18 protein-coding genes are annotated in these 19,708 nt (G+C 58.3%); 8 read left to right on the top strand and 10 right to left on the bottom strand.

Translation table 11 applies throughout. The annotated features are described in order from the left end of the window. Positions 1-14 precede the first annotated feature (14 nt). The 7 genes from D9N14_RS17670 (at position 15) to D9N14_RS17640 (ending at position 8,013) form a co-directional block, all read left to right on the top strand. Positions 15-1,379, top strand: coding sequence for a patatin-like phospholipase family protein (locus D9N14_RS17670; protein ID WP_290582176.1), 1,365 nt, complete (start codon positions 15-17; stop codon positions 1,377-1,379). A 20-nt stretch (positions 1,380-1,399) separates the two neighbouring features. Continuing rightward, positions 1,400-2,260, top strand: a complete 861-nt coding sequence (locus D9N14_RS17665) for a peptidylprolyl isomerase (RefSeq protein ID WP_290582174.1) — start codon at positions 1,400-1,402, stop codon at positions 2,258-2,260. Next, entirely contained in the window at positions 2,257-3,255 is a 999-nt protein-coding gene (locus D9N14_RS17660; protein ID WP_290582172.1) for a HupE/UreJ family protein, read from the top strand. Before D9N14_RS17665 ends, D9N14_RS17660 begins: the two co-directional genes overlap by 4 nt. 80 nt (positions 3,256-3,335) lie before the next feature. After that, positions 3,336-5,246: a DUF3604 domain-containing protein gene (locus tag D9N14_RS17655; RefSeq protein WP_290582170.1), complete on the top strand. Its 1,911-nt coding sequence runs from the start codon at positions 3,336-3,338 to the stop codon at positions 5,244-5,246. Between the two features lie 107 nt (positions 5,247-5,353). After that, positions 5,354-6,163 carry a hypothetical protein gene (locus D9N14_RS17650; RefSeq protein ID WP_290582168.1) on the top strand — a complete coding sequence of 270 codons (810 nt, stop codon included), beginning with the start codon at positions 5,354-5,356 and terminating at the stop codon, positions 6,161-6,163. A gap of 34 nt (positions 6,164-6,197) precedes the next feature. Further along, complete coding sequence (locus D9N14_RS17645) at positions 6,198-6,860, top strand: DUF3313 domain-containing protein (protein WP_290582166.1); 663 nt, start codon at positions 6,198-6,200, stop codon at positions 6,858-6,860. Positions 6,861-6,948: 88 nt separating this feature from the next. Next, positions 6,949-8,013 (top strand): phospholipase A, encoded by a 1,065-nt coding sequence (locus tag D9N14_RS17640; protein ID WP_290582164.1) that lies wholly within the window; start codon positions 6,949-6,951, stop codon positions 8,011-8,013. Positions 8,014-8,027: 14 nt separating this feature from the next. Here the strand turns inward: D9N14_RS17640 and D9N14_RS17635 are convergent, their stop codons facing one another. The 6 genes from D9N14_RS17635 to D9N14_RS17610 form a co-directional block, all read right to left on the bottom strand. Continuing rightward, on the bottom strand, positions 8,028-8,924 hold the full coding sequence (locus D9N14_RS17635; protein WP_290582162.1) for a PhzF family phenazine biosynthesis protein: 897 nt from the start codon (positions 8,922-8,924) through the stop codon (positions 8,028-8,030). Between the two features lie 74 nt (positions 8,925-8,998). After that, positions 8,999-10,249, bottom strand: coding sequence for a NupC/NupG family nucleoside CNT transporter (locus D9N14_RS17630; RefSeq protein ID WP_290582159.1), 1,251 nt, complete (start codon positions 10,247-10,249; stop codon positions 8,999-9,001). Between the two features lie 73 nt (positions 10,250-10,322). Continuing rightward, positions 10,323-11,066: a polysaccharide deacetylase family protein gene (locus D9N14_RS17625; protein ID WP_411267956.1), complete on the bottom strand. Its 744-nt coding sequence runs from the start codon at positions 11,064-11,066 to the stop codon at positions 10,323-10,325. Between the two features lie 27 nt (positions 11,067-11,093). Next, positions 11,094-12,257 (bottom strand): glycosyltransferase family 4 protein, encoded by a 1,164-nt coding sequence (locus tag D9N14_RS17620; protein ID WP_290582155.1) that lies wholly within the window; start codon positions 12,255-12,257, stop codon positions 11,094-11,096. Positions 12,258-12,341: 84 nt separating this feature from the next. After that, complete coding sequence (locus tag D9N14_RS17615) at positions 12,342-13,496, bottom strand: sulfotransferase family protein (protein ID WP_290582153.1); 1,155 nt, start codon at positions 13,494-13,496, stop codon at positions 12,342-12,344. Between the two features lie 102 nt (positions 13,497-13,598). Further along, positions 13,599-14,204, bottom strand: a complete 606-nt coding sequence (locus D9N14_RS17610) for a TetR/AcrR family transcriptional regulator (RefSeq protein WP_290582151.1) — start codon at positions 14,202-14,204, stop codon at positions 13,599-13,601. Positions 14,205-14,359: 155 nt separating this feature from the next. On the opposite strand from D9N14_RS17610, the gene D9N14_RS17605 reads away from it, so the two are divergent. Next, positions 14,360-15,679 (top strand): oxygenase MpaB family protein, encoded by a 1,320-nt coding sequence (locus tag D9N14_RS17605; protein ID WP_290582149.1) that lies wholly within the window; start codon positions 14,360-14,362, stop codon positions 15,677-15,679. Here the strand turns inward: D9N14_RS17605 and D9N14_RS17600 are convergent. The 4 genes from D9N14_RS17600 to D9N14_RS17585 all read right to left on the bottom strand — a co-directional run bounded on the left by D9N14_RS17600 (position 15,676) and on the right by D9N14_RS17585 (position 19,518). Beyond that, complete coding sequence (locus tag D9N14_RS17600) at positions 15,676-16,236, bottom strand: NnrU family protein (protein WP_290582147.1); 561 nt, start codon at positions 16,234-16,236, stop codon at positions 15,676-15,678. The two genes, D9N14_RS17605 and D9N14_RS17600, sit on opposite strands and share 4 nt — an antisense overlap. A gap of 34 nt (positions 16,237-16,270) precedes the next feature. After that, on the bottom strand, positions 16,271-17,416 hold the full coding sequence (locus D9N14_RS17595; protein ID WP_290582145.1) for a helix-turn-helix transcriptional regulator: 1,146 nt from the start codon (positions 17,414-17,416) through the stop codon (positions 16,271-16,273). Positions 17,417-17,593: 177 nt separating this feature from the next. Then, on the bottom strand, positions 17,594-18,625 hold the full coding sequence (gene dmpG / locus D9N14_RS17590) for a 4-hydroxy-2-oxovalerate aldolase (protein ID WP_290582143.1): 1,032 nt from the start codon (positions 18,623-18,625) through the stop codon (positions 17,594-17,596). Continuing rightward, on the bottom strand, positions 18,625-19,518 hold the full coding sequence (locus D9N14_RS17585; protein ID WP_290582141.1) for an acetaldehyde dehydrogenase (acetylating): 894 nt from the start codon (positions 19,516-19,518) through the stop codon (positions 18,625-18,627). The genes dmpG and D9N14_RS17585 overlap by 1 nt, the downstream gene beginning before the upstream one ends. Positions 19,519-19,708: the final 190 nt, after the last annotated feature.

The following is a 19,708-nucleotide window of genomic DNA, read 5'->3' as shown; positions in this document are numbered from 1 at the left end:
TTGGGTGGGGACCTATGTTCTCAAGGTGCTTTAACGCCGGTCGCAGCTTGTGGCCGGTTGTGCTGTCCGTTGTGTTCATGAATGGGTGCGCCTCCATCTATGCACCACAAAATGCCGCCCTCGACAGCATCGACACCAGCACGGGATACCGGGGTATCTCGCACATTGGACACATGGGCGATATTTCAGTGTATATGTCGTTTTCCGGGGGTGGCACCCGGGCGGCAGCGCTTTCCTATGGCGTGCTACAGGAGCTGGCTGCCACCCGGATCGGAGCGGAAGGCAACCGTCGTCGCCTGCTGGATGAAGTGGACCACATCAGTTCTGTCTCCGGCGGCAGTTTCACCGCGGCCTACTATGGCTTGTTCGGCGATGAGATCTTTGAGACCTATGAGAAAGACTTTCTGCGCCAGAGCATACAGGGCACCCTGATCCGCAAGTTGCTGAACCCCGCCTACTGGTTCAAATCCATGTTCTCCGGCTTCGACCGTACCGAGATGGCCATCGATTACTATGATCGCCAGGTGTTCAAGGGCAAAACCTTTGCCGACATGCGGCCGACGCCTTTGATTTCCATCAACGCCACTGACCTGAGTCAGGGCAATCGCATCGCCTTCATTCAAGAATACTTCGACTTGCTCTGTTCGGACCTGAGCCAGCTCAAGGTGGCCCGTGCGGTGACCGCCTCTTCTGCGGTGCCGGTGCTGTTTCCCAGTGTGGTGCTGGAGAACCGCAGCGGCGATTGCGATGTGAGTAAGAGCCCCTGGTGGAGCGTCCTGGAAAGCGACGCCCCTGACAATCTGCGTGAACGGCAGTTGCTGACTAACGTGCGCAGTTACCTGGATAAAGACAAGCGGCCATACATCCACCTGGTGGACGGCGGCATATCCGACAACCTGGGGTTGCGGGCAATGCTGGAACGTTTGGAAGTGATGGGGTTGCAGGAGCTGAACCAGGCACGGGCACCCAGCCATGTGCTGGTGATCTTTGTGGATGCCGAGGTGAATCCGGAACGGACCATTGACCAGTCGGCACAGAAACCATCCCTGGGCACCACGTTGGATGCAGTGACCTCTGTGCAGATCAGTCGCTTTACGGCAGAAACCCAGACGCTGATTCATGAGGCCATGGATGACCTGCGCCGGCAGGCGAGTACGGCAGGCCTGCCCACCCAGTTTCACCTGGTGGACGTGAAGTTCTCATCGGAGAAACGCGAAAAACTCAGTGAATATTTGAATTCGTTGCCCACCAGTCTGGAGCTGACGGATGTGGAGGTGGATGTGCTCATCGACACCGGCCGCAGCCTGCTGCGCCAGTCTGCGGCCTACCAGGCGTTTCTGGCGGCGGACGATATTCGGGGAACGCAACCCCCACGCTAAACACGTAAGGAGACAAACAGGTGCCCCCCATTTTCAAGCGGCTGTGCGCCGAGCCCCTCACCCATTTTGTGATCGCGGGTGGATTATTGTTTGCGGGATCACTGTGGCTCGGTGATGAGACCCCGGAGGCAAACCCGCAGCAGGTGAACGTCAGCCTGGAGGAGTTTGATCGTTTGAGCACGCTGTGGCAGCGCCAGCGTAACCGCGTGCCCACCTTGGAAGAACAGCAGGCGCTGTTGAACGATTACCTGCAGGAAGTGCTGTTGGCCAGGGAGGCGATGGCGTTGGGGTTGGATCAGGACGACATCATCATCCAGCGGCGCCTGGCGCAGAAGATGCAATTCCTGCTGGAGGATACCATCAGCCTGGCGCAACCCGGTGATGATGTACTGCGGGCGTATTATCAGGAGCATGCGCAACAGTTTCAGACTCCGGCACGGGTAGCTTTCAGTCAACGTCTGTTTCACAGCAGCGCGGCGGCCGAGGCGGCACTGGCCACGTTGAAAACGTCAGCGCAAACCCCGCTGGGGGAGCGCTCGCTCCTGGTTGAAGACTTCGAGCTCAGTGAGCCGCAGGTGATTGACAATGTATTCGGCGCGGGGTTTTCTCAGGCGCTGGCGGGGCTGTCCACCGGACAATGGCAAGGGCCGGTGCGCTCCGGTTATGGCTACCACCTGGTATTGATCTCGCAACAGGAGCCCGCTGCCACGCCACCCTTTGAGACGGTGCAGCCGCAGGTTCTGGCCGCCTGGCTTGAGCAGGAGCAGGGCCGGGCCGCCCAGCGTTACCTTGCCGAGTTGAAGCAGAAATACAATGTGGCACTGGATGAGCCTTTGCAGGCACGGTTGAATCCGGTGCAGTTGTCCCAGGTGACGCCATGAGCCTGGGTTGGCCCATGCCAGGTCGATGTCTGTGGCTGCTCTTGCTTCTGGCATGGGGCGTCCCGGCGCTGGCCCATGAAGTGCGGCCGGCTTATCTGGAGCTGAAGGAATCCGGCAGTGGTGTGTTTGACGTGCTGTGGAAAAAGCCGGGGCGGGGCGAAATGCAGCTGGCCATCGAGCCAGCCCTGCCGGCTGATGCCCAGCCGCTGACGCCCGTGATCACCCGATTGAGCCCCAATGCCGCCATCCAAACCTGGCAGGTGATCGCACCGGATCTGCGCGGTCAACGCATCGGCATTGACGGGCTGAATAATACGCTGACCGACGCCCTGGTGCGCATCCAATTCGCCGATGGCAGTCATTGGGTGACACGATTAACGCCCTCCGCGCCCAGTGCACAGATTCCACTGCAGCCTACTTCCTGGAACGTTGCACTGGACTATTTTGGGCTGGGGATAGAACACATTCTGTTAGGACTGGACCACCTGTTGTTTGTCCTGGGGCTTTTGATGCTGTGCCGTGGCGTCGGGTTGCTGGTAAAGACCATCACCGCGTTCACCCTGGCCCACAGTATCACTCTGGGCGCATCGGTAATGGGTTGGATACAGGTGCCAGTGGCACCGGTGGAGGCGGTCATCGCCCTCAGCATTGTGTTTGTGGCACTGGAAACACTGCGTAAAGATCGTGGCCACAGCAGTTTGACCCAGCAGGCGCCCTGGCTGATGGCATTCGTGTTTGGCCTGTTGCATGGCGTGGGCTTTGCGGCCGCGTTGGCGGAGGTGGGGTTGCCCCCGCTGCATATCCCCCTGGCGTTGCTGTGTTTCAACCTGGGTGTGGAGTTCGGGCAGTTGGCCTTTGTGGCTACCATATTGCTGCTCTTTTACCTGCTGCGACGTATTCGAATGGATCTACCCCGGTGGTCTGTGGGACTGCCGCCTTACCTGATCGGAAGCCTGGCCATGTTCTGGGTTTTCGAACGTTCACTCAATCTGTAACACCTGCTTGATCTGAGCACCGCTTAACACTGGACTGGAGACACGCAATGCAACGGAAAACGAATCAATGGAAGTTACTCATGGCAGTGTTCGCTGCCGGGCTCAGCACCCAAACCTGGGCCGGGGATGTGGGGGAGACCTCTCCGGAGCGACTGAAAGACGTATACAGCGAACAGCCCCCGTACTCACCTTATGCCAATCGCAATTTCCCCAATCGACCGTTGTTCGGTGATACCCACCTGCATACCTCATTCTCGATGGATGCCGGCGCCTCCGGCACTCGCCTGACGCCACGGGATGCGTACAAGCTGGCGCGTGGTGAGCAAATCACCTCGTCCATGGGCAAGCCGGTCAAACTCTCCCGCCCCCTGGATTTTCTGGTGGTGGCGGACCACTCCGACGGCATGGGTTTCTTCCCCGCCTTGATGGCAGGAACGCCGGACATCATGGCTGATCCCCAGGGTAAAAAATGGTACGACATGATCCATTCCGGCAAGGGGATGGAAGCGGCCCTGGACATCATTCAAAGTTTCGGCAAAGGCACTATCTCCAAAGCCATCATGCCGGTGCCGGGCACCAAAGCCTATCGCAGTGCCTGGGAGCAAACCATCAAGGCCGCTGAGGAAGCCAACAACCCCGGCGTGTTTACCGCGTTCATCGGTTATGAGTGGACCTCCAACACCGCCGCCAACAACCTGCACCGTAACGTGATTTATCGCAACGGCGGTGACATGGCGATTCAGATGGAACCCTACACCACCGTTAAGCCCCTGGGCAGTGACAACCCGGTGGATCTGTGGAAGTGGATGGCAGCCTACGAGGAAAAGACCGGCGGCGACGTACTGGCGATCTCCCACAATGGCAACCTGTCCAATGGCCGCATGTTCCCGGTGGTGGAAGCCTTCGACAAAAAAATCGATAAAAGCTACGCCGAGAATCGTGCCCGTTGGGAGCCTCTGTACGAAGTCGCCCAAACCAAAGGCACCAGCGAAGCCCATCCGTTTCTGTCCCCCAATGATGAGTTCGCCAACTTTGAAATCTGGGACAAGGGCAACCTGGACCTGAGCACCGCAAAAAGCAAAGACATGCTGCAATATGAGTATGCGCGGGAAGCTTATAAAAACGGCCTCAAGATGCAGGAGAAGCTGGGCGCCAACCCATATAAATTCGGTCTGGTGGGCAGCACGGATTCGCACACGGCGATGACCACAGCGGAGGAGGATAACTTCTTCGGCAAGGTGACGCCCGCTGAGCCAAGCCCTGAGCGGCTCACCAAAGCCTTTATGCATCACCCCAAAACCGGTCTGACCATTATGGACTGGGAAGTGTCCGCCGCCGGTTACGCTGCGGTGTGGGCCACAGAAAACACCCGCGAAGCGCTGTTCGACGCCATGGAACGTAAGGAAACCTACGGCACCACCGGACCCCGCATGATCGTGCGCTTCTTCGGCGGCTTTGATTTTGTGGCAGAAGATGCCAATCATCGCCTGCCTGCCCGGGTGGGCTACGCCAAAGGCGTTCCCATGGGAGGAGAACTGACGGCAGCGCCTGAGGGTAAAGCGCCTAACTTCCTGGTGGCGGCCATGAAAGACCCCATCGGTGCCAACCTGGATCGGGTCCAGATCGTTAAGGGCTGGATGGATAAAAAGGGCAAGCTGCACGAAAAAGTCTATGACGTAGTGTGGGGTGATGCGGACCAGCGTAAGCCTGGCGCCGATGGCAAAATTCCCGCTGTGGGTAACACGGTGGATCTGGCCAACGCCAGCTGGACCAACACCATTGGTGACCCTGAACTGATCACCGTTTGGCAGGACCCGGACTTCGATCCCAAACAGCAGGCGTTCTATTACGCCCGGGTGCTGGAAATTCCCACTCCCCGCTGGACGGCCTACGATGCAGAGAAGTTCAAGGTCAAACCCGCAGCGAATGTGACCATGACACTGCAGGAACGTGCCTTCACTTCGCCGATCTGGTACACGCCGAAATCCTGAAGCACTCACGCTCAAAAACATATGTAGTTATGCACCGCCGGGAAGTGCAGATCTTGCCTGCACTTCCCACGCTATTCACGGAACCTTTTTTACAATGGAGCAGACTGATGTCCGCAAACGATAACAAAAATCACCGCTATTCCCTTTCAACTGCACTGGCAGCGGGCGTCACCGCCTTCGGTTTGGTCAGCCTGCCGGCCACCAGCCAGGCGGAAGAATGGCAGTTTTCCATCTCCCCTTATTTCAATGCGGCGGACATGGACATCACCACTTCGGTGGGTGATATTGAAACGGAAGTGGAATTGAGCGCCGATGACGTCCTCGACAAAGCGGACAGTGGCTTTATGGCCATGTTCTCAGCCCGTAAGGGTAAGTGGATATTCGGCTTTGATGGCTCCTATTTTAAGCTCAGTGATGGTCAGTCCAAGTCGGTGGAGGGGCCCTTCGGTCGCGAGTCGGCAAAAGGCGCCATTGAGCTGACCAACCGTCAGTGGATCTATCAGCCTATGGTGGGTTATCTGGTGCTGGACGATCGCGTCAAGGTCGATATTTACGGTGGCGCCCGTTACACCCGGTTGCGGGTCAACATGGACATCGATATCAGCACCTCTGTTGATGCGTTCCCGGGTGGCGACACCACCTTTCGGGGTGAGCTGGAATGGACGGACTTTGTACTGGGTGGTCACTTCTCCATGCCGCTGGGTAAAAAGTTCAGTGTTGATGGCCTGGTGGATGCCGGTACCGGTGAATACTCCGACATGAGCTATCAGCTGTTGGGTGTTGGCACCTGGCATTTCAGCGAGACAATGTCCGCCAGTCTGGGCTATCGCCTGTTGGTGCAAAATTACGAGGAAGATGCGTTTGAGTACGACGCGAAATTCAATGGCCTGATGCTGGGCATGACGTTCAATCTATAGTGGCAGCATGCGCCACGGGTATGAGGATACGACCATGATGGTTTACCGTTTATTGGCTTCATTGTTCATCGTCCTGTTAGTGCAGGGCTGTACCTCCATCAAGCCGTTGGAGAAGCAGTACTCCGGCTTTCTCGGTAATTACAGCGATATGCAGAAAGTGGAGGCGTCTGACGGCTCTGATGTAATGCGCTGGATCACCCCTACGCTGAAGACGGGGCAGTATAAAAAAATGATCGTGGAACCGGTGTCGTTTTTTCCGGCACCCCGCACCAGCGATCAGGTGAAGCTGGAGACGTTGCATGAAATCTCTGACTATATGACCGCGAGCCTGAAACGGGAGCTGGGGCGGGAGTTTGAGATTACCGACAAGTCGGGCCCGGATACCCTGCATGTTCAGATCGCCATCACCGGTGTGGAAACCCCGATCCAGGGGCTGCAATCCTATGAGGTGGTGCCCATTGCGTTGATCTATGCCGGGGCTTCCACGGCGTTGGGCGCCCGGGACACCGTGGCCGTGGTGTACGTGGAAGGCATGATGACGGACTCCGTCACCGGCGAACTGGTGGCCAAGGGTGTGCGGCAGGGGGTTGCGGAAAGCCTGCGCGACAATAAAGAGCAGTTGGACGTGGACAAAGTGAAAAAGCTGCTGGACGGCTGGGCGGCGGAAGTGAACATGCTGGCGAAACGCCTGCTTTGAGGACTGTGTATAAACCATGACATCGCGCTTACCTGTCAAACAAAAAAACCTTATCCCGGCCCTGACGCTCGTGCTTGCGGCGTGGGGTATGGGTGGTTTTCGCACCGCTTATGCGCTGGATCTTGAAGACTGCGTTGCGGATGCGATTCAGAATAATGCGGAATCCCGTTCGATCGGTGATATCCGTACGCACTGTGAACAGCAACTGGAGAGTGCCAGTACCAGCGTAGACGGCTACTATCGGGAGTGCCTGGGCATTCGGGGGGTCAATGCCGACCCGTCGGTATCGGCCGCCAGCATCGTCGAACAATGCAAAGCGGACCAGGCCAGTGGTCATCACCTGCCGCAACGTTATTCCACCGATCGCCGTACGGAAACCAATCCCTATATCATTTCACCGTTGCGGCAAAACTATATTCTGCCCTACACCTATCTGAAGGATCCCAACCAGGAACCCTATGAGCTGGTAGGGGACGAGCTGGTGGAGAACGAAGAGGCCAAGCTGCAGATCAGCATCAAGGTGCCACTCAGCTATACCGATCTGTTCACTGCCAACGATGGTATTTATTTTGGCTTCACCCTCAAATCCTTCTGGCAGGTGTACAGTGGCGATATTTCCGCGCCGTTCCGGGAAACCAACTACCGGCCGGAAATTTTCTATCAGGCGCCGTTGCCCATTGACTCGGTGGGTACCTGGGTCGGACGGGTGGGATTGGAACATGAATCCAACGGCCGTTCCCAGTTGCTGAGCCGAAGCTGGAACCGGGCTTATGTGAGCCTGGGTTACAACGCCGACAACTGGGCCCTGATGTTGCAGCCCTGGTATCGCTTCCCGGAAGACGACAAGGAAGACGACGGCGACCCGAATACACCTCTGCCGCCGGATGGGGATGATAACCCGGACATCGAAGATTACATGGGGCACTTCGAACTCACCGGAGCCTACCGCTGGGACAAGGTGGAATTTTCCGGTCTGTTCCGTCGCAACTTTGCGGAAGGTAACGGGGCGGTGGAAGTGGGCGTCAGCTTTCCTCTATGGGGGCGGTTGCGGGGTTACGCGCAGTATTTTGATGGCTATGGCGAAAGCATGATTGATTACAACCACAAGAATCAGCGCATCGGTATTGGTGTCCTGTTGACGGACCTGTTGTAGTGATCCTGATGGCGTCAGGTGAAGCGGCCTTCCGCCATCAGAATGACCTTGCCCCCGACCCGGCACTTCGCCTGGTTGCCCCCCCGAAAGTCAAACTCCACCTGTATCAGGCTGCGGCGGCTGTTGTGGCCGCCGCGTTCGATGCTGGCGATATGGGTACCGCTGGCAGTGTTCTCCTGGCAACACAGATAGGCGATAAATTCCGGAATCACGGAGCCGATGGGCGGGCAGGCCGCTGCCTCCTGTTTGGGGGTGATCAGCCGTCCATGAAAGTCCGCGCCGCCGTCCATGGAGCCGGGCGCCACCAGTAACATGGCGTGGGCGTAGATTTCGGCCAGCAGGGTCGACCACAGGCCGGTGTTCAGGCGGGCACCCAGGATGTGCTCCGGGCGGGTGACGGGCACCACCAATACAGGGCTGTCCACGCTGACCAGTCTGGGTTTGTAGCGGGAATAAGCGAGGTGTTTGACGTCGATGTTAAGGGCTTCGGCGATGCGGGACAGCTCCGGCACAAAGCGGTCTGTGGTGAAGTCGAAATGCCGTGCGTACAGTGTCAGGCGGTCATCTGCGCTGTTACTGTCCTGGTAGGTGTCGACGGACTGATCACCATCCCGCAGGGTATAGGTAGCATAGCCCTGCGCCGGCTGGCCAAGCCCCAGCTCGAAGGCCCGCTGCGCGGCGGCCAGCGTGGTGTGGGCACCGAAGGTGGTTTTGCCCTGCTCGTTGTAGACCGAAAACGGCTTGTCACCCCGGGTCGGATCGTAAAACACCGTTTCCGCATAGCCGAACTCCGAGGCGATCTGCATCTTCAAGGGTTCGTCCAGGGTGGCGTCGGCGGTGACCACCGCGATTTGAGTGCCGGCAAACGGGGTTTCGGCAAAGACGTCGTACAATCGATAGTGAATATTCATGTGCGCTCCCTGGCTTTGTATTTGTTGTTATGTTTGCAGTGTAATTCACGCAGCAAGCTCTGGCCAGAATGCGTCTACACCAGCAAGCCCACCAGCGCCCCCGTCAGGCAGGTGGCCAGGGTGCCCGAGACCAGGGAGCGGGCGCCCAGTTGCAGAATGTCCCCGCGGCGCTGCGGCGCCATGGCGCTCAATCCCCCCACCATGATTCCCAGGCTGCCGAAGTTGGCGAAGCCGCACAGGGCGTAAATCAGGATCAGGGTACTGCGTTCAGAGAAGGTGCCGGGGGCCATCTGCGACAGTTCCAGGTAGGCCAGGAATTCATTCAACACGGTTTTCATGCCCATCAGTTGTCCGCCGCGGATGGCTTCCTCCCAGGGCAGGCCCAGCGTCCACATCAGGGGGGCGAACAGCCAGCCCAACAGCCGTTGCAAGGTGATGGCGCCACCGGCGAATTCCGGCAGCAGGCTCAGGGCGCTGTTGAGCAGCGTGACCAGGGAAACCAGCACCAGTAACAGGGCCAGAATGTTAAGGAACAGTTTGAGGCCTTCTTCGGTGCCGTAGGTGATGGCGTCCATGCTGCTGCGGGCCGGAGAAAGCATGGTCACCGGGGCGGAATGGTTCGCTGTGGTGGTGGACGCAGGTGGAATCATCATCACCGCAAACAGGATCGCCGCCGGCGCGCTCACCAGTGACGCCACCAGCACATGGCCGAGGGCGTTGTCGATCAGGTTGCCCAGCAGGGTGGCGTACAGCACCATGACCGTTCCCGCCACGGTGGCCATGCCGGCGCTCATCAGAATAAACAGCTCTGAGCGGGTCATGTTCTGGATATAGGGGCGGACACACAAGGGGGCTTCCACCATGCCCACAAACACGTTGGCAGCGGTACTGACCCCCACCGCGCCACTGACATTCATACTGCGCTGCAACAACCAGGCAGCGCCGCGGATGACGGCGGGCAGAATTTTCCAATAGAACAACAGGGCACTCAGTGCACTCATGACAATGACGATGGGCAGGGCTTTGAAGGCCAGCACAAAACTGGCACCGGGATAGGATTCGGCAAACGGCAGGGGGCCGCCACCCAGGTAGCCGAACACCATGGAGGAGCCGGCTTCGGCGGCCTGCTGAATGGCCAGTGCGCCACGATTGATGGCGCGCAGTAACGCCTGAAACCAGGGCAGATACAAGAACACAATGGCCAGGGAGCATTGCAGCAGCAAGGCCATGGCCACGGTTTTCCAGGGAATGGCTTTGCGGTTTTCACTGCAGATAAATGCGATCAATAACAACACAACAATGCCGATCAGACCCTGACCCTGCACAATAGAACACCTCTGCGTAACCACTATGAACTGGCTAAGAGTTATACCCTGCGGCGGCACCCCCTGCAATGATTCAGAGGCAAAGCGCGGGCAGTGGGCGGGGGAACAGGTCGGTGTAGGAGAGGAATTCGGTCACTTGGGCAATGTGCTGCAGGGCCTTGGGTGCCAGGGGATAACGCAGATCATAAGGGTGCAGGCCTATGCGCAGGGGCCGCTGCTGATGGCGGGCTTGATACAGGTTGTGTTGATTGTAAGCATTGAGAAACCAGGCCCGCAACGTGGTATCGGCTTCGTAACCGGTGAGCGGCAGACGCTGCTCCAGTCCCTGTTCAAGATCCATTACCCCCGGCAGTGTTTCCAGCAACCGGAACGGACGCTGTGGCCACTGCAGCCAGTTCAGGTTGCCGTTGGCCCAGGCCGGCGGCACATAAAGATCCGGGGTGGGCAGATCCTGTTGTTGAAACCAGGCAAAGCAGTGCTGCACCCGTTGCCGCAGATCCGTTTCGCTTCTGGACAGATGCTCCGCCGCCGTGCGCGACAGCAACAAACGATGACACCAGTGATAGAGGGAGCGGGGCGTGGGCGCGCGGTGGCTCCAGCCATGTCCGGCCAGGGGATGGCCCTGTTGCGCCAGAGCCTGCAGCCAGTGGATGTCCGTCGGCTGCCAGTCTTTGCCCGGTACGATCAATAGGGTGATTTTGTCGGGTTGCAAACGCTCCAGGCGGGACAGCTGGTACAGCATGTCGCTCACCAGGGGCCGGGTTTCCGGCATCACATCGTGGATACTGATCAGGGCCTGCAACCTGGCGTTGTTCATCTCCACTCGCTGTATCCCTATTGAAAGTCAGGTTTGATACGCTGCCAGCCGCCGCAACACGGCAAAGGTGGCGGAGGGAATCGGTCGTGGCAGCAGATGGGCTTTGTTGGCGGTAATCTGCAACACCGATAACCATTGGTCCAGGGTGTCTTCATTCAACTGCCGGGCACCGCGGTAACCTTGCTGGCAAATGTAGGCCCGCTCGGCTGTGGGCAGGGCTTCGATCCGCTGCAGTGCCTGCAACAGGGTTTCCCCCGCTTCCATCACCACCAGGCCTTTGGCCAGGGTTTTCCAGTCGTTGATGCCACAGGCCGGTGTGGTCAGTACCAGGCGTTTGCGGGCCATGGCTTCCAGAGCCACGGTACCGAACGCTTCCACCGACGAAGGCAGGATCAACAGATCGTGTTGATCCACCTGTTGGCGCACCGTCTGACGGGGACACCAGCCCAGGAACGCCAGGTTGTGGCTGCGTTTGACCTGTTGTTCCACCATGGCGCGCAAGGGGCCGTCACCGACGATGCTGAATTGCAGATCCGGTCTTTGTGTGGCCAGCTCCAGAAAATGGTGCAGGTTTTTTTCCGCAGCCAGGCGCCCTACGAACAGAATCTTTTTAATGTGTTGCCTGGGCTCGGAGATGGCCGGTTCGATGAATTCCGGCGCCAGGGTGGTGCCCACCAGATGCGGATGGGGAATGCCCTGGCGTCGCAATTGCTGCACCTGGGGCTGGCTGATGGTGGCAATGCTGGTGCTGCCACGGAACATGAACAGGTTGGTCCAGGCCAGCATGGTTTGGGCGAAGCGCCCGGTGAAGCCTTGCCAATACAGGTCCACCAGTTTGGAATAATCCGTTTGATGGGTCATGCACACCGGAATGCTGAGTTTGGACGCCAGCCAGAAACCCGCCACCGCAAACAGGCCGGGGCCGGGCACCACAATCACATGGGGTTTCATGGCCATGGCCAGCTGGGTGAGTCTGCGCATGCGCGGCAGGAACACCTTTTGGGTGGCATCTCCGGGCATGGGCAGGGCTATGCCCTGGCAGGGGTGCGGTGTCTCCAGGCTGGGTGCCACCAGCTCCACCTGCGCCACCCGTTTTTCCAGGTGACAGGCCAGATCCTGAAAGTAGGTGCCAACGCCGTTGCGGCCCTGAATGGCGTCAACAATAAACAGTATGCGAAGTTCTGAGTTCATCATCGTGCCTTAGTCCGATTCTTGGGCAGTATCCCGCTTGAATATGGAATTTGTGTTACGGCGCCATCACCAACTTGTTTCAAATTATTCCGCTGCTTCATAGCCCAATTGCTGGTACACAAAATTGAATTGGGTGAACAGCGCGTCTGCGGAAATGCCGAGCCGGTGCCCCTGATACTGATGCCCGCTGCGATAGTGACGGGCCTTGTCCGCTTCGGCCTGCAGCCAGTGCTGATAGGTATGCGATGGGGTCAAGCCAAAGGCTCGGTAGAGTTGTTCAATGTGTTGCTGGGGATCGGCGGCGAGCTGTTCCATGCGCACCACCGAGTGAGCTTGCAACAGGGCCGGCAAATGCCGCATCAGGTGCTGATAGTAGTAGGCCAGCATGTCCATCAAATGGGTGCGCCACCAGCCGGTGTCTACATGGCCGCTGAACAAGCGCGCGCCCACCAGAATGGAACTGACCTGCGACGGCACGGCCTGGTTCGGGTTGCGTACGCAGGCAATAAAACGCGCATCGCTGAAACCGCTTGCCAGGGTGTTGAGCATGGGGGTGAAACTGGGGTTTTTGGAGAGGAAGATTTTGTCGACACCGTGCACATACAGGTGGCGCTGAATCAAGCCCCGATAAAAGCGTAACAGGCGGGATTTCTGCTGCGCACTGGCGGCATCATCAAAGCGGCTCAAGTCCAGAAAGCGTGGATCGCCGAACGGTAACACCAGCAGAAAACACTGCAGCACCGGAATCAACGCCAGATAGTCTTCTTCGGGATCATGGAGCCGCGTGCTGTGCACGCCGTCCAGTCCGGAAAAGATTTTGTTTTCAATCCAACCCAGTAATCGTTGCGCGGGTTTGCCGATGAGCCGGTCCAGTGTGCCCAGGCCGCGCCACAACGCGCGTTGGGTGATGGAAGGGGCGAAGATCAGTTCCCATAGCGTCATGGTGGTGAAGCGCTCCTGATCACCCGCCAGCAGGCGATGCAGGAAAGTGGTGCCGCTGCGGGGAATGCCCAGCACAAACACCGGCGCCCGTACCTCGACTTTTCGGAACTGTGGAAAGAAGCAATGGTCCAGCCACAGGAACAACCCGGTAATTAACAGGTAGCCGGCAAACAGGGGCCAGAACAGCAGCATCACCAGCAAGCGCTGCCAGGAGAACCGACTGTAGGCGCCATCGGCCACCGGCAAAAAACTGTAACGCAATAAGCGCGGTATGTGTGTGAGAGTGGCTACCAGCATGGACGCTGCTTACCTTCTTGGCAGAATCGGTGAACAGCATGGGGCAGTTATGGGTCAACTTGATGACAGCAGGTCGGGTGGGGGCGCGGGTCGGGAATCGGCTCAGTGCACGACGGGTTCCAGTGTGCGCACAATCATATCGCTGAGGGTGGCCACCAATTCTTTTTCCTCAATCATGGAATCGTCCTGAATCACGTAGCGGATGGCGGTGAAAATGGTGGAGTTGATCACCACATACAATTTGGTTTCCAGGTTGTGCACAGGGTAGTTGCTGTAATGCTTGAGGAAATAGGGTTGCGCCGCCACCAGGAAGGCCTGCTCCAACGGGTCCAACAATTTGTGGATGGGAACCCGGCTCCAATTGCGGATCATTTCGTAGGTGAGTGGGTCCCGGCGGATGGAGTAAATCCCGAACTGGATGGCACTTAAGGCCACCTGCTGCAGATTCATGGTGTCGATGTCCACTTTTTTGGCCTGCTGGCGGAAGCGCCGGCCGGCCTGCTCGCCCATGCGGGTAAGGAGGGATTCCACCAGGGCCTCTTTGTCGGGGAAGTACTGGTACACCGAGCCGATGCTCACCCCGGCCTGGTCCGCGATGTGGTTGGTGGTGGTGCCGTCCAGACCCCGGCGGGCGATGGTGGCGGCGGTGGCGTCCAGCAGTCTTGACACCATTTCCCGCGAGCGTTTCTGCTTGGGGGCCTTTCTCATGGCCGGTTCGACCTCTGGGTTTCACTGTAAGTGGCTGATTTTAAATGGCTCGGTGAGTTCTGGTAAATGCGAGTTGAATATGAGTAGTTGCTCATTTTAAAGTGAGTGTCTATATCTTGTCCACCGATCAAGTCCACAGCGAACAGGCGAACTGAATGATGGAAAACACAGCAGTATCTTTCCCTGATCCCACACCGCAATCCAATCCCCAACACCCCGATACCACCACCATTCCCAGCCGGGCGTTGCCCTGGGAGAAAGCCAGTCGGCAGTGGATTCCCAAGCGCATTGCCCAGTGGGTGTTTGGCGCCCCACTGGCCCCCAGTGAGCAGGAGTGGCTGCAGGTCACCGACGCGCTTTGGCAAGGGGATGAGGCCATGGATAAGGTGGTGGCCTGGATGTTTGAGAGTAATCCTGGCCAGCGCAAGCGGCAGTTCGACCAGGCTCTTATGAGGGGGATTGAGTCCGTTGCGGATGCCCCGGCTGAGTTGAAGGCGTTTTTCCAGCACATCGACCAGGACCCGGACTGGCTGGATCGGGATCTGATGGAGGAGGGGATTGGCGCCAGTCACTTCGCCGGCGATGTGGCCTTTTATGTGCTGCGGGACATGGCGTTGATGGGGGGCTATGCCTATTTCAATACCCTCAACCAGGCCCTGGCCATGACCGGGGCGTTGAGCAAGAAAACCTCCCTGCGCCTGGGGGAGACCGGCAAGTGGTTGAACGACGTGACCGAACCCGGCGGACTGGATCGCTTTGGTGAGGGCTTTATCACCACCATCCGGGTGCGCATGGTGCATGCCCTGGTGCGCCGTAACCTCAACACCAAGCCTCAGTGGCAGCATGAAAAATGGGGACTGCCCATCAACCAGATGGACATGCTGGCCACCTATCTGGCATTCGGCCCGGTGACCCTGATGGGGGTGCGCATGTTCGGGGTGCCGGTCACCCCGGGGCAGTCAAAAGCGGTGATGCACATGTGGCGTTACATCGGCTGGCTGCTGGGGGTGGACGAGCAGTGGCTGGCACTGACCGAGCGCGATGGCCTGCGTAAGCTGTACCACACCTTTCTGACACACAATGTACCGGATGAGAAGATCCGCTTTCTGGGGGAGGCGCTGCGGGATGAACCCCTGACCCGGCGTATGCCCGGCCTGGAATCCAAACCGGGGCTGACCAGGGTGTTGCGCAAATACCATTATCACAAGCACATCAGCAATTCGGCGCTGATTCTGGGGCCATTGCAGCGCAAGCAGTTGGGCATGCCCCTGCTGGCTCTGCCCTGGTATCCGGTGGTCAGCGCGCCGTTGCGCCTGGCTCAGCACCTGTACCATCGCATGCGGGGCCGCACCGCCCGGGCCTTGTTTGCGGAACGTCTGCGGGAGCGGCAAATCCGTCTGCTGGATGCCTATTTTGATGGCGAGGAGAAAGACATCATTCAACCGGGAGCCGATCACCCCGCCCATGTGAGTTAGCCCAGTTTGATGCCGGACAGGTAGGGGTGGGCCATGATCAGGCCCACAAATACCGCCGCGCTGATGCCCAGTAACAGCACTTCAATGTAAAGGCCTTTGGCAGGCGGTTTCTGCCATTGGCCCTCCCGCCGATTGATCACAATGATTTCAATCACCGACCAGGTCAGCAAACCCCCGAACAGGGCCACTGAGCGGGAATCCCCGTTGGCCAGCAAATGGGCCAATGCCCACAGGGCCACCCCGGTGAGCTGCGGGTGACGGATGATCCGCTTCAGGCGGGAGGGTAACTTGGCCGCCACAAACAGCACCACCGCAAAGGTCATGATGCCGATGGTGGCCAGGTGAATCTGCTCAGACAGGGTGTAAAGGTAGATTGGCAGGGAATGCCGCCAGCCCATGACCATCATCAGCAGCGCCGCGAGAATCAGCAGTGAGAAGCTGGCGCGATAGCCGTTTTTGCCCAGGGCCCCTTGCCAGCGGGCTTTGATGCCGGGGGTTACAGCGGGAATCAGGTGAACCACGGACCAGAGAATAATGCCCAGAATAATCAGTGCCACGGTGCTGTCCTTATTGTTATACGTGGCCGATAGGTTATTGTGCCGAGGCCAGACTCGTCAACACCAGGGTCACCAGCATGGACTGCTGGGTGACGCCCATCTTCACGAACATGGAGCGCAAATGGGCGCGCACCGTGTTCTTTTTGATGTCCAGTTCGGCCGCCACTTCGTCGGTGGTGTGGCCCTCCGCCAGCAGAATGGCGATGGTGGCCTCGGACATGGTGAGCTGGTACAGGTCCATCAGGGTGCGCACCGAGATCTCCAGGTTTTTCTCCGGATCCTGGATCAGCACGGTGACATAGGGGGTGACATCGGATTCGTCGTGGGGGGCCACCGGCAGGGGCTTGATCAGCAACTGGTAAGGTTGTTTGCCGTTATCCCGCGGTACCGATAGCGCGTACACCTGGGCCCGTTCGTTGCGCCGCACCAGGTCAATGGCATCGTGCACCTGCTTGTTGAAGGTTTCATTGAGGGAGCTGTTGTTGAGCTTGATCTTGTTCTGGGCCTGATGAAAACCGTCGGCGGCTTTCAGGAACTGCTCTGCCTTGGTGTTGGATTGCAGGATGGCCCCTTGCTTGTCCAGGGTGAAAATGCCGATGGAGCGGCGGGCAATGGAGTCTGCATAGATCTGGCGTTCGGAATCCAGTTGCCGCAGTTGAATGCCCAGTGCCACCGACTGTTCCAGGTGTGGGATCAGCAAACGCAGGAACTCCTTTTCCTCTTCAGTGAAGTTGCCCTGCTTTTTTTCCCGGGTGAAACGGATGGAGATGCGGGAATTTTTGTCATAGGCCCAGTCGATACCGGCGATGTAATAAATATCAAAGGGTTCGAGGAAGAGTTCGTAATATTCGCTCTTTAACAATTGTGCCCGCGGCGTGTGCTCATCCAGGGTCACCACCTCTTTCAGGGGCAGGTTGATCAACGGGTCCTGGGCGTACAGTTGGGTGTAGCTGCCTTCCTCGGTGCCCAGCAGGGCAACGTCGCTGTCTTCGCCGCTGGTGTAGATCAGCCCCGCATCATGGGTGGTGGGGGGGCGCACAATCAGGGTGGCGTGCTGCAGATTCAGCATCCCTTTCAGGCGGGTGAGAAAGTCCTTGTTGGTGGCCTGGGAGGAAGCCGCCGAGCCATACAGGGAGCACAGCAGATCAGACAGGGCAACGTTGTCGATGTTGAGGGACATGGGCACTTCTCATTGGCTTGCTTCACAATCGTGGTAATCAGGCAAGTCTTATGGTTTTGGGAGTCTAGCGTTTGTTATACAGCCGATACTACCTTACTTACTTCTAAACTCCCAAAACTTTCCCACGCTTTTCCTGAACGCGTGATGTGGGTGGAAAGCGTGATGCAATTCAGAGGCTTAACTGGCTTTCGCTTGTGCTTTGGCCAGCTGCATGGCCACATCTTCGATCAGGTCCTCCTGCCCGCCGATGGCTTTGCGCTTGGCCATTTCCAGCAGAATATCCTGTGACGGCACGCCGTATTTGGCCCCGGCCCGCTTGGCAAACAGCAGGAACGAGGAATACACGCCGGCATAGCCCAGCACCAGGGAATCCCGGTCCACCCGCACCAGATGGTCCATGATGGGGATGATCTTTTCCTCCGCCACGGCCATCAATTTGAAAATATCCACGCCGGTGTCGGCTTCCATGCGGTCCAGCACGGCGGCGAAGATTTCCAGGGGGGTGTTGCCGGCACCGGCGCCGAGACCTGCGGCGGAGCCGTCGATGCGGTTGGCACCGGCTGCCACCGCCGCCATGGAGTTGGCCACGCCCAATGCCAGGTTGTGATGGCCGTGGAAACCCAGCTCGGTGTCCGCTTTTAATGTGCTGCGCAGCAGGCTGATGCGCTCGCTGACTTCGTGGGGCAGCATGTAACCGGCGGAGTCGGTGCAGTAGATGCAGTTGGCGCCGTAGCTTTCCATCAGCAGGGCCTGCTGCAGCAGTTCCTCGGCACTGATCATGTGCGCCATCATCAAAAAGCCTACGGTATCCAGGCCCATCTGGCGGGCCATGCCGATGTGTTGCTCGGAGACATCCGCCTCGGTGCAGTGGGTGGCCACGCGGATGGTGCCCACGCCCATGTCGGCCGCCATTTTCAAATGATCCACCGTGCCAATGCCGGGCAGCAGCAGGACAGACACCTTGGCCTGTTTCAGTTTGGGAATCACCGCGTCCAGATAGGCCTCATCGGATGCGGCAGGGAAGCCATAGTTTACCGATGCACCGCCCAGGCCGTCGCCGTGGGTGACTTCAATCAGGGGTACGCCGGCGTCGTCCAGGGCGCAGGCAATATCGATCATCTGGTCAATGCTGATCTGGTGACGTTTGGGGTGCATGCCATCCCGCAGGCACATGTCGTGGAGGGTGATTTTCTTGCCTTTGAAATTCATTACAGTGCTCCTTTGGACAGGGCTTCGGCGTACATTTCCGCGGTGCGCAGGGCGGCGGCGGTCATGATGTCCAGGTTGCCGGAATATTTCGGCAGAAAATCCCCCAGACCTTCCACCTGCAGGAAGATGGTGACGCGATTGCCGTCGAATACCGGATCATTGGTAAGCTGATAGCCGGGCACGTATTGCTGCACGTCGGCCACCATGGCGTGGATGGAGGCGAGGATTTTGTCCTGATCCGGTTCGCTTTCGGTAAGGCAGTGCACGGTGTCGCGCATGATCAGCGGGGGCTCTGCCGGATTCACAATGATGATGGCTTTGCCCTGTTTGGCGCCGCCGATTTTTTCAATGGCGCCGGCGGTGGTGCGGGTGAATTCATCGATGTTTTTGCGGGTGCCGGGGCCCACGGATTTAGAGGCCACGGTGGCCACGATCTCGCCATAGGAGACCGGTTGCACCCGGCTTACCGCCGCCACCATGGGGATGGTGGCCTGGCCGCCGCAGGTGACCATGTTGACGTTGTTTTTGCGGCCTTCACTGAGCAGGTTTTGCAGGTTAACCGGGGGAATGCAGTAGGGACCGATGGCCGCCGGGGTCAGGTCGATCATGATGGCGCCCTGTTCGTTCACCTTGCGGGAGTTTTCTGCATGTACGTAGGCGGAGGTGGCGTCGAAGGCGATCTGGATGTTGTCGTCCTGCATGTGTGGAAGCATGCCGTCCACGCCACTGGTGGAGACTTTCATGCCGAAGTCCCGGGCCCGTTTGATGCCTTCGGATTCTTCGATGCCCACCATCCAGACCGGTTCGATCCAATCACTGCGCATGGCTTTCATGAGCAGGTCGGTGCCGATGTTGCCGGGGCCGATGATGGCGGCCCTGAGTTTTTGTGACATGGTGTTGTGTCCTCGTGATCTTTAAAAAATGTGATCTTCAATATGTTCGTTTTGCTGAGTTCGCACTCCTAGCCCGGATTTCTCATGAAGAAGGTAGCATGAGGAAGGAAGAAGCGGCTTAAAGTGTTAGAATTCAAGTTCCTACACAAAAACCCACACTAAAAGCCGCTATCCAAAATGGTACCTCAAA

It is taken from the genome of Ketobacter sp., assembly GCF_003671495.1.
In the GTDB taxonomy this organism is placed as follows: Bacteria; Pseudomonadota; Gammaproteobacteria; order Pseudomonadales; family Ketobacteraceae; genus Ketobacter.
Note: the sequence above shows the minus strand (reverse complement) of the source record. Positions and strands in the feature narration are given on the sequence as shown.

Bases quoted from the DNA above. Each gene is read 5' to 3' on its own strand.
- D9N14_RS17620 (WP_290582155.1), bottom strand. From the start codon at position 12,257: ATGAACTCAGAACTTCGCATACTGTTTATTGTTGACGCCATTCAGGGC.
- D9N14_RS17670 (WP_290582176.1), top strand. From the start codon at position 15: ATGTTCTCAAGGTGCTTTAACGCCGGTCGCAGCTTGTGGCCGGTTGTG.
- dmpG (WP_290582143.1), bottom strand. From the start codon at position 18,625: ATGAATTTCAAAGGCAAGAAAATCACCCTCCACGACATGTGCCTGCGG.
- D9N14_RS17660 (WP_290582172.1), top strand. From the start codon at position 2,257: ATGAGCCTGGGTTGGCCCATGCCAGGTCGATGTCTGTGGCTGCTCTTG.
- D9N14_RS17640 (WP_290582164.1), top strand. From the start codon at position 6,949: ATGGGTGGTTTTCGCACCGCTTATGCGCTGGATCTTGAAGACTGCGTT.
- D9N14_RS17585 (WP_290582141.1), bottom strand. From the start codon at position 19,518: ATGTCACAAAAACTCAGGGCCGCCATCATCGGCCCCGGCAACATCGGC.
- D9N14_RS17615 (WP_290582153.1), bottom strand. From the start codon at position 13,496: ATGCTGGTAGCCACTCTCACACACATACCGCGCTTATTGCGTTACAGT.
- D9N14_RS17605 (WP_290582149.1), top strand. From the start codon at position 14,360: ATGATGGAAAACACAGCAGTATCTTTCCCTGATCCCACACCGCAATCC.
- D9N14_RS17645 (WP_290582166.1), top strand. From the start codon at position 6,198: ATGATGGTTTACCGTTTATTGGCTTCATTGTTCATCGTCCTGTTAGTG.
- D9N14_RS17610 (WP_290582151.1), bottom strand. From the start codon at position 14,204: ATGAGAAAGGCCCCCAAGCAGAAACGCTCGCGGGAAATGGTGTCAAGA.
- D9N14_RS17650 (WP_290582168.1), top strand. From the start codon at position 5,354: ATGTCCGCAAACGATAACAAAAATCACCGCTATTCCCTTTCAACTGCA.
- D9N14_RS17655 (WP_290582170.1), top strand. From the start codon at position 3,336: ATGGCAGTGTTCGCTGCCGGGCTCAGCACCCAAACCTGGGCCGGGGAT.
- D9N14_RS17595 (WP_290582145.1), bottom strand. From the start codon at position 17,416: ATGTCCCTCAACATCGACAACGTTGCCCTGTCTGATCTGCTGTGCTCC.
- D9N14_RS17625 (WP_411267956.1), bottom strand. From the start codon at position 11,066: ATGAACAACGCCAGGTTGCAGGCCCTGATCAGTATCCACGATGTGATG.
- D9N14_RS17635 (WP_290582162.1), bottom strand. From the start codon at position 8,924: ATGAATATTCACTATCGATTGTACGACGTCTTTGCCGAAACCCCGTTT.